Here is a 12,399-nt window from a genome sequence, read left to right as displayed (position 1 = left end):
AAAGTCCGGAGGCATCCTCTCCCCGTCGTTGAGAAGTACGTTCTGGTGCTGCGAATTGCTTCTTTCCCTCCGCACCGGTAATGAAGTCTTCCTTATTGGCTGGAAGGTTATGCGGGGAAGAACTGGTGCTGATTGTATTAGTTTTGAACAGATTAATGCGTGAGCAGATTAACGATATTTAGATGGCGATAGTTATCGGTTAAATCCGGCTCGTAAGTAGAATAGTTTTTTAAATGCCCCATCACTTTTTCGGGATTATCCTTCCACCCGTATTTATCTATAATCAATGCTACAGCGGCTGAAACCTTTGGTGCTGCAAATGACGTTCCGGCATCATAATTGTACCCGCCTTCAAGCCAAGTTGTGAGTAACAGCTCTTTTTCAAACCATTTCTCTTCTGTCCATTGGTCTTGTCCATATTGATACAAGTATCTGAAATCCCCTCCTGGCGCAAGCACATTTAGGAAGTCTTGATCATAGTTGCTGAATAAGGACAGCTCCTTTGTTGGTCCAGTTGAACCAACGGCCACAACATTTTGATGATGTCCGGGCATATCCAGCACTTTTCCTTCGACCACGGTGATATTATTCAGCTTGCTATTTAATACATCTATCATTTGTTGATTGTCTGATATTTGTACACCGTCATTTCCAACTGAGGCGACAACAACGCTGCCTTTTTCATAGGCATAATTTATAGCACGCTTATAAGCGTTATATTCAGCCGAATCATTAGCTCCATTGCTAAATTGGCCGCTGACGAGCATATATTCACCTATGCTTAAGTTGATGACATCTACCTCATCGTTAGCCGCTTCAATAATTGCTTTAATCACCCAGCTTGTTTTTGCCGATTTGGTTCCGAATACTCGGTAAACTTTAATACCGATACCCGGGGCAGCGCCTTTAAGCATACCATTTGCTGTAATTTGTCCCGCCACGCCTGTACCATGTCCTAATTTATCCTCAATATCATCAAGTTTTCCTTGCTCTTCCGGCTCTGTTCCATTATGTCCGCCTGCGGGAACTAAATTTTTTGATCCCTCTACAATGCTATGCTGTAAATCTGGATGGGAGGTATCAATCCCTGAATCAATAATGCCAATCACCGTTCCCGTTGAAGGTGTATGCAAGGAATAGCTTTGACCGTCTGAGGTCACTGCCTTCATATCCCATTGAAAATCCCATAACAATGAAATAGGACTCATCAGAGTTTGAAGTCTTTGCACAGGCCGAAAGGTGACAGGTTGAATTGTGGTTATCTCCGGTTTTTTTATGGAGGTTGCCGGATTTAAAGCTTCAATGAAAGGGTGCCGCTCTAGCTCTGCGATTTGTGCTTCATCCATGTTTACCGTGACGAGATTTACCTCTGGAATTTCATAGAGCAGATCAAATTGATTTTGGGCTAAAAATTCTTGCTTTTCCTCTAGTGAAACCTCTGGTTTGAATAAAATAGTAGTTTCGCCAGCTTGGGCTCCTACATGAGAAGTAAATATAAACATTCCAAATAACATAAATAAACAAGAGTACATCAGTTTCTTCATACAACCTCTCCTTTCTTTACATACAAATCATAATAATGACCTTGCTGATGAATGAGGCTGGTATGATCGCCTTCTTCGATTATTTGACCGTTATGCAGGAGCAGAATTTTATCCGCATCTTGAATCGTATCCAGTCGATGGGCAATGATGAGCTTGGTGCATGGCTGTTTGCTGATGCTTTTTTTAATATACAATTCAGATATGTTATCCAAGCTGCTTGTTGCTTCATCCAATATAAGTACCTTTGGCGCGGACACCAATGCTCTTGCCAAAAGTAAACGTTGGCGTTGTCCACCCGAAAAGTTAGCTCCGGATTCTGTAACAATCGTATCGAAGCCTAATGGTGTACTCATGATTTCATTGTAAATATAAGCCTTCTGTGCAGCATGAATAACCTGCTCATCATTTGCTTCAGAGCTCATTCGAATATTTTCTCTGATCGTTCCGTTAAACAGTTGGGCTTCTTGAAGCACCGAACCCATCAAGGCTCTAAGCTTAACTAGGTTATATTGTTCAATCGGAATATCATCTATCAGAATTTGGCCTGAGGCAGGTTTGTTAAGCCCTAAAAGCAGCTTGGCAATGGTGCTTTTCCCTGAACCAGAGTGACCTACAATCGCTGCACTTTCCCCGGGATGAATAATAAAAGAAATGTTTTTAATTATTTCTTCATTAAAACGATTGTATTTAAATGATACATTCCGGAACTCAATTTTTCCCTTCAATTGCTTAGGGGCAAGTAGCTTATCGGGTTGCTCCTGTTCTTTTTTAGTCTTCAACACATCTTGAATACGTGAGAAATAAGACTTTAACGACACAAGTTCAGTATAGTTATTGCTGATCGAGATGACAGGGGTGATAAAAGAACCTGCAATGGAGCTGAAGGCAAGTAACGTCCCCATCGTAATATCGCCTCGAAGCACCATAAAAGCACCAAGCCATAATATTAAAAGCGGGAGAATCACTTGGATTGCAGAGGTGAATGTCTGAATTAAGGACCCCCAAATATTAAGCTTTTGTGTGCTGTGAAGCTGGTGCTCATATTTCTTTTTCCATTTACCAAACAGCCTGTCCTCAATGCCTAAAACCTTAATATCCAACGTATTATAGACCATTTCCGTGACGGTAGATTGAACTTGAATTTTATCACGTATATTGTTATCCACCATCTTTCTAACGACCTTGGAATTGAGGAACAATGTAAGTCCAAGTACAGCGCTTGTACAAATAAGTACTAGACTAAGCTGTAATGAAAACTTGATCATCATTGCGGAATAGGTAATTAACAACAATAAGTCAATAAATAACGTAACTAAGGTAGTTGACAAAATTTCCCGAATATAAATATTTGAATTTGCCCTAAACAAAATGTCACCGTTACTCCGATTGTCGAAGAAAGGGAAGGGAAGATGCAGCAAAGTATCCATAAAGTCATCCATGATAGCGCGATCCAGCTTGGTCTGGACAAAAGCGATAATGAGACTCCGCATACCGTTAATGAAAATATACGTAATAAGCATGAGCAACAGCATAAATCCCGTTTGGCTTAGAAAGCTTGCATCTTTAGTCGCTACCACCTGATCAATAAACCACTTCGTGAATAAAGGAATGCTTACCATAACGGCTTGCAGACCTAATGTAAATATAAGAATAGATAGGAGGATCCATTTATATTTTTTTAAATAATTTAAAAGAAGACTGCTCGTTGTCGCTTTTTTTGTTTCAAAATCGGAAGAGGGCTTCAGTGTCACAATATAACCTGTGAACTTGCGCAAAAAATCCTCCTCTGTGATGCGTTGACGCCCGCTGGCCGGATCTACAATGGTATAGCTGCGAGCATGGATTTTTTCCAACAAAACAAAATGCTTGCCTTCCCAGTGGATGATCGCCGGCAGATGAAGTTGTTTCAGGTGCCCGGTATCAGTTCGGAACGCTTCTGTCTCGAAATGCTTGTTTTGAGCTATTTCTACCAAATTGAAGAGAGAGTAGCCGCCTCTAGGAGCAGGATACTCTTCTCTTAATTGATTGAGGTCTATATGATGACGATAATAATTCAAAAGCATGGCCAGACAAGCTAAACCACATTCACTATATTCCATCTGTTGGATAAAAGGCACTCTTTTTCGTATCGTCATGCGCACATCTCATTTTTTTGAATAGAATCAATTGCATAGGTAATAATATCTTCTTGGCGATGATCCATAATCTTGTAAAGCCATTTTTTTGAATGCTGTAAGAGCTTCTGTCGGTTGTCTGTTTGGTGTCCTTCGGCATAATGAATCATTGCTTCCGCCAGATAGCAAAAAGAACGGCCATAGGTATAATTAATATTTTTAAGCCGCGCTAGAATGTCTTCATCAATGTCTGATTTAGATGCCCATAGGAATAAGCCGCGATAAAAAGAAATCAGATTTTCCATAATCGGATCATCTCCTTTTGTAAGCTTACTGGTCAGTTGATCAATAATATGCAAGCTGCGCTCATAATTACGATTTTGCATGTGGTATTGTATGAGCGTGATGCCTAGGTGATAGCTTTTGGAAAGCTGGGGTGTTTCATCAAGCTGCTGCTCGCAAGCATTGACCGTTGAAGCAGTTAATGTAAAATCCGGATTCAGATACTGGTTCCCTATACGATAAGGCTCCATATTTCGTCCACGAATCAGTTCCAATATTTTGCCGCCATCTGTATAACTACTAAAAGGAAACGCTGTACCAATAAATATTGCCATATTCAGAATGATGAAATAACTCGTTGCATCCCATAACCACTCGTTTTCAATTGGCATTAATCTGACGAGGAAACCTATCACAATGGCAAACAAATTAGCAAGCGGACCACCCAAATAAGCGGGAATCAGTTTTTTTTGCAGCACTTTATCTGATAAATGGTTCGAAGGGATATAGCTGCTTGCCATGCCACACATCATATATAAATCGGAGTTTAAAGCAACTCTGAATTGGCCCTGCTTGCCTGGCAAGAGTAGAATCGGACCTGCTGACATGAAATGAAACTTTGATCCCATTACATAATCGGCAAAAACATGACCTAACTCGTGAATTGTAATACATGCAAAACCTAATACAAAACATGTAGATACAAGAAACAAGGTGTCTTCCTTCGTCCACAAAAAAAGAAAAAATGAAATAAGCGGATAAATGATAGTAATCGTAAAAGGATGTAAGGAAAACTGCTTAAACTTTAACATATTTGTTTACAAGCTCCTCATAAGATTGGCAATCAAATAAGCCGTGATCCTTCCAATAACGATACTCAAAATGGTCCCGTGGGTAGTCAAGCAGGATCAGCTTCAAAGTTTGGAACGTAAGTTCCTGCTGACTTGTCGGTGTAACATGATAGCTATCATCACAAATTTCAATAATTTTGTGTGCAGCTTCTTCCGCGTACATCTCAGCAAGGTCTTGCTCACTATTTACAAAATTAACGATATGTTCAATCGAAGCGCCCATATAAGTCATTATTTTTGTCAGATAGTCGGCTACGAACTGTGCACCATTGCTTTCAGCCGTAGTCACGATAACACCGGATTTACCCGCAAGCTTGAAGATGTGTGCCCAATAGGAAAGGCGGTCAATTAGCACCTTCATATCCGATGACACGTTGTGAGAATAGACAGGGCTAGCCAAAATAACAATATCAGCCTGCTCTATTTTTGTTTTAATCAGTTCTCCATCATCGTTAGGCGATTCTTCATTCGGGCAAAATCCTTTTTGAAAGCAGTTTTTGCATCCTGTGGATGGATGAAGATTACAATTAAGTGGAGAGTAAATGTCGATATTTCCTACAGCATTACCATTGTTACGGACAAAATCGATAATTTGGTATGTGTACCGAAACAGTCTGGAATCCTTATTTCGAGATCCGATATATACAAATATGTTTTTCAATCTCCATCACCCTCCATTTAAATGGTTAGCTTAGTATTGAAGGGACTCCCTTTGGATCGGTTACACGCAACAGTTGGTAAGCAATTCCGGATAAGCCTGTAAATAAGGTTATATCCGGGTACTCGGTAATATCCATTAATTTATACTTGCGGTTATACTGCTGCTTCAGGTTTACGACATGACTAGCAATCGTTCTCGCCAATTCGATACTGTCGGTATCCTTGGTTAGCTTGTAGTGGGTAAGAAATAATTCGGTAATCCCCATATTTCCATGACACATGCAATCGTTGGCGAGGAGCTGCGAGTTTTTGGTTTTGTCTAGAATGGCCGCTTGAATAATGGCATCATCTAATTCGCCAAGCCACGGTTCCATCTCCATTCTGGCAATGCCTTCACCAATAAAGCCATGACACCAGCTCATAGCTTTATAGGTTTCATCAATATGCTCGTTAGCATATTTCATTAACGCTTTTGCTTGATTTGTATATTGCTGAAGCTGTGTGACCTCACCCATTCTGAACAGTGTTAACGCATAACCTGTGACGCCATGTGCGAAGCCTGTATCAAGCTGATCGAGGTGCGCTAATTTAGCAGTTAGATGGTTGGCTAATTTCATAGCAAGTTGAATGAATTTACTGTCTTTGCGTCTGTGATAAAATCTTAATAAAGCATTGATTAAGCTACTAAATCCATTAACATAATCGAACTGGAGCTTTTCTTCAATTTCCTTATCAGCAAGCTTTTCAAATCCTTCACAATATTTATTAATCATTTTCGTAATCTTTAGCTTGTTGGTGCCGTAATCATCAATAAGTGAAAAGGCATACAATAACCCCGGGTAACCGCTTAGCCCTAATTCAAAATTTATTGCTTGTTCAACAGGATAATGCTCTAAAATGTCATTTGCGAAATGTACATATTTCTCATTTTGTGTCTTCTGATACAAGAAGTGAAACAGTAAATAGATGCCTCCGACGCCATTATAAAAGTCTTCTCGAATCGGAATTAAAGACCACACATCCGGTTCTGAAGAGTATGGAATAATCCAACTGGTCATTTCTCCTGTAAAGGCACGCCTCATGATCTCTTCAGCAATAAGCTCTGCTTCCTGCACGAAATCTGTCGTCATGTACGGCAAGTCTTTAATTAAATTTATGCTTTGGGTTAGGGATTCATTTTCTTGTTTACGATATTCCGAGAAATCGCCAAAATGAAGATTAATGATAGAGATCTGCTTGTTGATTTCAGTTTCGCTTAAGTTGTTGATTGATTTTATGAAATATTCAAATGAGCTTATCGTATAGAAGTCTGAAATCTCTTCATTATTGCTATTTATAATGCTTGGTCTATCTGTCCGGCTGAAAAAAACAGGAATATCGTTATGCATCATATCTGCAGCTTCGGCTTGAATTAGGTGCTTATCTGTGGATGGAAAAGCCCACATATTTTCAATCGCCTTCTCACGGTCAAGCATATCCATCAGCATTTCAGGGTGCTGCATGTGCATCATTATATTGGCATATTGGCTCGTATCTCTAAATAAACAACGTGTATAAATCCCATTGAAGTGGTAGAGAACGCTGCCGTCTTGAATTAATTCCTCTTTATTTTGCAGGAAAACCTCACATACATCTCTAAACCCTTGAATAATATGCGTCCTATACAATTTGTAGTCAATGATCAGATCATCATTTTCGATAAAGGGAAGATTGTTTGCTCCTTCCAGCTCAAAATCCTGGTAGTCATATTTCAGTTGATCTGTTCCTTGATTTACAGGCTGTAACACCTTAAACTGAAACTTTTTTTTACGGCCATTTAAGGCGCTGAGATCAATTTTAAGCGGATCTTCGATTTTGACGCCGTTAGTAGGCAAAAACAGCGTACGTGTTACATGATGGAAAAGCGTATCCGTTATCTCCTTTATGTAGTGCAAGGACTGTCTCTCAATTGGCATGGGCTGCTGGATTAATGTTTCTAAATCAATAATTACTGGATATTCGCCATGAGAGATAAGATTTTCCATATGAATATCTGTACCGTTCAACAATTGAATAACAGCCATGAGTTGTCCAAACCGCTGATAATAAGCTCCTACCTCTTCCAAGTTATTACATGGCTTATACGCAATAAATTCTTCATATGCATACTCATCATAAACTAAAGTAGTAACACCACGAAGCTGTAGTATAGAATGAGCATTCAACCAGTCTAACAGATGGTTAAATGCCAGATTGATCTGCAATCGTTTGGGCTTATACACAATTTTATTGTTGTCGGCAAACGTAATGACGGAAACCGTATTCCCTTGCTGGTGCGTATCACCCTCGCCTAATGTAATGCTTTGTATCGTAAAATCGGTAATATCAAATGTTGTTGTGAGCTCCTGTTGATTCTCAAAGATGCGGGACAATAGAGTTTGAATATTTCGTGTAAAAAACATGGTGGCGGTGGATAACAGACGGGTTAACACAATATATTTATTGTAAAATTCATCAACAAAATTTTTCTCGTCAAATTTGCGGACAAATGATAAAAATCTTTCTTCGGATGTATCGCCTTCTAATCGTCCGTTTTCTCTGCACAGATTTAACTCCAGCACTAACGATTTATGTGCCATATCCATTAAAGTTTGCTCTAATTGGATAAGGATTTGATTTACTACTTCGATTTCTAAATGGATATGTTCGTGCGTTACTAAGAAATCGTGGATTATTTTACGAGAGTATCGCATAAAAGGACGCAAGCTATCATGTAAATCATTTTTACGGTCCTCATGAAAAGAGCTATCTTCCATCAAGGCCATGGCTTGCCGATAAACAATAAACCATTGTGATTGCATAGCTTTATTCCGATATTTCTCGATATTTTCAGCTTCAGGGGCATACTGTACTGCGTGTGAGAAGGTGTCTTGGTTGTAAAGATTTATGTACAGCATATGTTCAAAGGTTTTATCAGAAATGATAGACATGTCAGAGCGCCAATGGTTGATGCTTTGAGGAGCTTCTTTCAAATTCAGCGGTGCTAATAATTCGTAGCGCTCAGCAATAGTCAAAGATTTGAAAATATTGTTTAGCATATCTTCACCTCTTAGGAAGGTTTATTTAGCATATAGATATGGGGCAATACGATGAGTATTGCCCCAATGAACATATTATGCAGTTAGTTCTTATTTTTTTTACCGCATTTAAAAGCAGCAGATGCCAGGTATGAGGCAACATAGCTAATGCCTGCACCGCAAACCAGTGATGATCTTACCTCTACATCCATACCATTTCCACCGAAGATGGAGGCCATTTCCTCTTCGGATAAGCTCTTTAAGCTTTTCCCGACAGGGGAATGCTCTAATTGATTATTCAAGGCCATCTCTCCTTATCCTAAACAATCGTTATTATGGGAAGCAATACCACCGATAGCACTTGCAACTAAAGATAAACAAACCTTGGAGCTGGTTCGAACCGCAGCTGAAATAGCCGGGACAATTGTTGGTGTTGCTCTAGGCTCAACATCGGAAGCTCCATAAATATTTTGCATTTCTTCCATAGTTAGAGATTTCAGTCCATTTCCACAGCTTTGATTCATCAACTTGATTTCCTCTTGCGTCATGCAAAATCCCTCCTGAAAAGTATTAATCTAGCGTGGTTTGCTAGATTTAACCATAGATTATCATAAAAAGATTAGGTGGGCAAATATGGCGAAACCTACAGCAAAACCGAAATCAGTTCTTGACAACCCGGATGGGAGACTGGCCAAAAGAGCATCCGAGACACCCCCTCATCTAGAGGAAAATGGTACCAATTGGCGAAACTTAAACGTAAATGTTAACAAGACCTTCATTTGCCACCATATGTTACTTGTTGTATAATGAAAGGAAGGCGCTTTCATTGGCCGATACAACTTTATACAGGAGGGATGTCCATGCCTATGCCGAAGTACGTTACCGACATCGAGAAGATCACGCAGATACCCGAGACGGAAAGGAAAAGGCTGAAGCAGATCACGGAAAAGTTCGTATTTCGTGTAAATGACTATTATTTGAACCTCATTGATTGGAACGACCCCGATGACCCCATTCGGAAGCTAGTGATTCCGAATACGGGTGAACTGCAGGAGTACGGCCGTTGGGATGCCTCGGATGAGGACACCAACTATGTCGTCCCCGGCTGCCAGCACAAGTATGGCACCACCGCCTTATTAATTGTGTCGGAAGTATGCGGCGCCTATTGCCGATACTGCTTCCGCAAGCGTCTCTTCCGCAACGATGTCAAAGAAGCCATGTCCGATGTCAATCCCGGCTTGGCCTATATTGCCGACCACCCCGAAATCAACAATGTCCTGTTAACCGGCGGGGATAGCCTCATCCTCGCGACACCGAAGCTTAGAATGATTCTGGAACGCCTTCGCGCCATCCCGCATGTGCAAATCATTCGCTTGGGATCCAAAATGCCGGTATTCAATCCGATGCGAATCTATGAAGACGATGCACTGCTGGAGACGATCCGCGAATTCTCCTCGGCGGACAAGCGCATCTATGTGATGGCTCATATTAACCATCCGCGCGAGATTACGGCGGAAGCGAAGCGGGGCTTCGAAGCGCTTCATCAGGCCGGCGCCATCGTCGTCAATCAGACGCCCGTTCTCCGCGGCATCAATGACAATGCTGATGTGCTCGGCGAGCTGCTGGACAAGCTGTCCTGGGCAGGCGTAACGCCTTATTATTTCTTCATCAACCGCCCGGTAGCGGGGAATCGCGAGTTCGTGCTTCCGCTGAAGGATGTGTATCGCGTGGTAGAGGAAGCGAAGGCGAAGACATCCGGCTTAGGGAAGCGGGTCCGTCTCTCGATGAGCCATACGTCAGGGAAGATCGAGATTCTCGCAATCGAAGACGGCAAGGCGTATCTGAAATATCATCAATCCCGCGACAACCAATATGGGCGCTTCATGGTGCTGGATTGTCCGGACGACGCGGCTTGGTTCGATGATCTGCCGGGGAACGAGCAGTTCTGGACGCCGCCGGTGAAGAAGACCGAGGACGTCGTGTCCGTCAATGCGCTGCCGGATATGCCGCAGCGTCGAACGAAGAGGGATGCGTAATGCAAAGTTCCGCCCTGTCGATTGTCCGACTTGGTGTTCCCGTTGACCGCTCCGGGTTCCGGTGAACAGCCTGGCCTGTCCACCTGGCGGAAAGGCCAACAACCTCGGACGACCGACTACAGGGAATGGCGGCGAACTGCAATTGATCGCCTTGTATCCGGATCCAACTTCATTCTTATGAAGAGGCGGCGCTCACCGCATGACGGCAGGGCGACCCATAAGAACATCATATTGGACAGGGAACAGCCTTGGCCCCATACGGCCAAGGCTGTTCGTATGCCGCCCATACGTCTGCAAGGTCTCCGAGCGGCGTTCCCCGCATCACGGGATCCGATCAAGTATTCGGCTTGAAATCAGGCCCATTGATTCCATCCTCCACAATCGGTTCCTTCTCCGTCTTCGGCTTCGCAGGAACGGTCCCGCTGCCGTTGTTCACGGCAATCAGCGACGGCTGAGGCTGGTAGGTATCCATCGCAATGCGCTCGCGCTCCACCTCATTGCCGTCCACCAGTTTAATGCGGTACGACTCCACGACATATCCTTTTTTGCCCTGCTGCAGCACCTGCTCCGTGCCGGCGGGCAGATTCGGGTTTTTGACGTACTTTACTTGCGGATCCAGCACCTTGACGGTTTTCGTCTCCATCTTGTAGGAGAGGTTATTATCCATCGTGCCGAAAAATTTGATCGTCAAGCGCCCATCTTCGGTCTCGGTCCGGATAAGGAGGTGCTTGCCGGTAGAGTTTTTGAACTTGAAATTGATATAGCCCTGGGAAAAGGTCGCGTCCAGCCCCAGAGGCAGGTACGAGACCGGCAAGGAATGATTGCGCCGTTCGACGATTTCCAGTCCAGTCCGGAGCACGGCATTGTAAAGCGTGCTCGATACTTGGCAGATGCCGCCGCCGATGCCGGGTACCAATTTGCCGTTATAAATGACAGGAGCTTCCTTGAAGCCGTATTTCTTCTCGGTCTCCGCGATCACTTTGTCATAATCGAAAATATCGCCGGGCTTCAATATCATGTCATCGATCGTTTGGGCGGCCGATACGACATTATGCGTGCGCCCGTCCTCAGACTTGGCGAAGCCGGTCGAATACTCGATAATTTTCCGCTCGATCCCTTCCGCCTTCAGGGAGGCGACCGTTACCGGCGGATCGGTCAGCACCAGGGGGGCTTCGATGCGGATGGCCCCTCCTTCATACCAGACCGGAGGAATGGCTGCCCGAATCAACTGCTCCAGCTGCATCCGATCGACGCGGTATACTTGCCGCTCCGGCGTATAGACGACCTGGTCATCCTTCGAAATCTCGCGCGAGGCATTGACCGGCTTCCCGAAGCTTGCCGTCTCCCAGCCTGGCGTAAACCGTTCCTTCCACACATTCGCTTTCCAATGAAACTGCAGCTCCCACTCCTTGTTGAAGCTTCTTCTGGCGATAATCCGCTTCCAGAGAGAGCCTTCCTGCAACGGCTTCAGCGCGGCCAAGAGCGGCTTCGCGTCATAGGTTACCCCGAGCGCGGACAAGGTCGTCTTGACCGGAGCTACCCCGCTGGAGCCGAAGGTGACCTCCACCGGCGTCGCTTCCAATTGCCGCAGCCGCTGATCCAGTTCCTCGCGGAAGGCAGCAAAGGACATCCCGCCCACTTCCCAAGAAGAGAGCCGGACCTCCGGCGGAAGGCGGTCTTGCGAAGCATAGCTGTTCGCCCAGCCCCAGAGGGCGGTAACGGCCAGCAGCAGCGATGCGGCTACGATGAATAGCGCATGTATTTTTTTCAAACCGATTGCCTCCTGCATGAAGAAAGTAAAATTCAGTCTCTCTCACTATATGCGCGGGCAGAGGCAAACTTTACTTGGAAAGCGC

Annotated in this window: 9 protein-coding genes; 1 reads left to right on the top strand and 8 read right to left on the bottom strand. The window is 43.6% G+C overall.

The features are described 5' to 3' along the window. Positions 1-152: 152 nt before the first annotated feature. The 7 genes from FLT43_RS14430 to FLT43_RS14400 form a co-directional block, all read right to left on the bottom strand. Entirely contained in the window at positions 153-1,544 is a 1,392-nt protein-coding gene (locus FLT43_RS14430; RefSeq protein ID WP_087440190.1) for a S8 family peptidase, read from the bottom strand. Then, positions 1,541-3,679, bottom strand: a complete 2,139-nt coding sequence (locus FLT43_RS14425) for a peptidase domain-containing ABC transporter (protein ID WP_087440189.1) — start codon at positions 3,677-3,679, stop codon at positions 1,541-1,543. Before FLT43_RS14425 ends, FLT43_RS14430 begins: the two co-directional genes overlap by 4 nt. Beyond that, positions 3,676-4,752: a zinc metalloprotease gene (locus FLT43_RS14420; protein WP_087440188.1), complete on the bottom strand. Its 1,077-nt coding sequence runs from the start codon at positions 4,750-4,752 to the stop codon at positions 3,676-3,678. Before FLT43_RS14420 ends, FLT43_RS14425 begins: the two co-directional genes overlap by 4 nt. Then, complete coding sequence (locus FLT43_RS14415) at positions 4,739-5,452, bottom strand: flavodoxin family protein (RefSeq protein ID WP_087440187.1); 714 nt, start codon at positions 5,450-5,452, stop codon at positions 4,739-4,741. Before FLT43_RS14415 ends, FLT43_RS14420 begins: the two co-directional genes overlap by 14 nt. A gap of 25 nt (positions 5,453-5,477) precedes the next feature. Beyond that, positions 5,478-8,528 (bottom strand): type 2 lanthipeptide synthetase LanM family protein, encoded by a 3,051-nt coding sequence (locus tag FLT43_RS14410; RefSeq protein WP_087440186.1) that lies wholly within the window; start codon positions 8,526-8,528, stop codon positions 5,478-5,480. Positions 8,529-8,611: 83 nt separating this feature from the next. Then, positions 8,612-8,809 (bottom strand): lichenicidin A2 family type 2 lantibiotic, encoded by a 198-nt coding sequence (locus tag FLT43_RS14405; protein ID WP_244193996.1) that lies wholly within the window; start codon positions 8,807-8,809, stop codon positions 8,612-8,614. A gap of 12 nt (positions 8,810-8,821) precedes the next feature. Further along, a complete protein-coding gene (locus tag FLT43_RS14400) occupies positions 8,822-9,055 on the bottom strand; it encodes a lichenicidin A2 family type 2 lantibiotic (protein WP_244193995.1) in 234 nt (77 codons plus the stop codon). A 312-nt stretch (positions 9,056-9,367) separates the two neighbouring features. On the opposite strand from FLT43_RS14400, the gene FLT43_RS14395 reads away from it, so the two are divergent. Beyond that, complete coding sequence (locus FLT43_RS14395; RefSeq protein ID WP_087440184.1) at positions 9,368-10,543, top strand: KamA family radical SAM protein; 1,176 nt, start codon at positions 9,368-9,370, stop codon at positions 10,541-10,543. A 334-nt stretch (positions 10,544-10,877) separates the two neighbouring features. On the opposite strand, the gene FLT43_RS14390 is transcribed toward FLT43_RS14395, so the two are convergent. Beyond that, positions 10,878-12,314, bottom strand: coding sequence for a VanW family protein (locus tag FLT43_RS14390; protein ID WP_087440183.1), 1,437 nt, complete (start codon positions 12,312-12,314; stop codon positions 10,878-10,880). Positions 12,315-12,399: the final 85 nt, after the last annotated feature.

Origin of the sequence: Paenibacillus thiaminolyticus (assembly GCF_007066085.1) — a bacterium.
Classification (GTDB): Bacteria; Bacillota; Bacilli; order Paenibacillales; family Paenibacillaceae; genus Paenibacillus_B; species Paenibacillus_B thiaminolyticus.
The sequence above is the reverse complement of the archived record's forward strand: the minus strand, read 5'-3'. Positions and strand labels throughout refer to the sequence as shown.

Excerpts from the sequence above, each read along its gene's own strand:
- FLT43_RS14410 (WP_087440186.1), bottom strand. The coding sequence starts at position 8,528 with ATGCTAAACAATATTTTCAAATCTTTGACTATTGCTGAGCGCTACGAA.
- FLT43_RS14425 (WP_087440189.1), bottom strand. The coding sequence starts at position 3,679 with ATGACGATACGAAAAAGAGTGCCTTTTATCCAACAGATGGAATATAGT.
- FLT43_RS14430 (WP_087440190.1), bottom strand. The coding sequence starts at position 1,544 with ATGAAGAAACTGATGTACTCTTGTTTATTTATGTTATTTGGAATGTTT.
- FLT43_RS14420 (WP_087440188.1), bottom strand. The coding sequence starts at position 4,752 with ATGTTAAAGTTTAAGCAGTTTTCCTTACATCCTTTTACGATTACTATC.
- FLT43_RS14400 (WP_244193995.1), bottom strand. The coding sequence starts at position 9,055 with ATGACGCAAGAGGAAATCAAGTTGATGAATCAAAGCTGTGGAAATGGA.
- FLT43_RS14395 (WP_087440184.1), top strand. The coding sequence starts at position 9,368 with ATGCCTATGCCGAAGTACGTTACCGACATCGAGAAGATCACGCAGATA.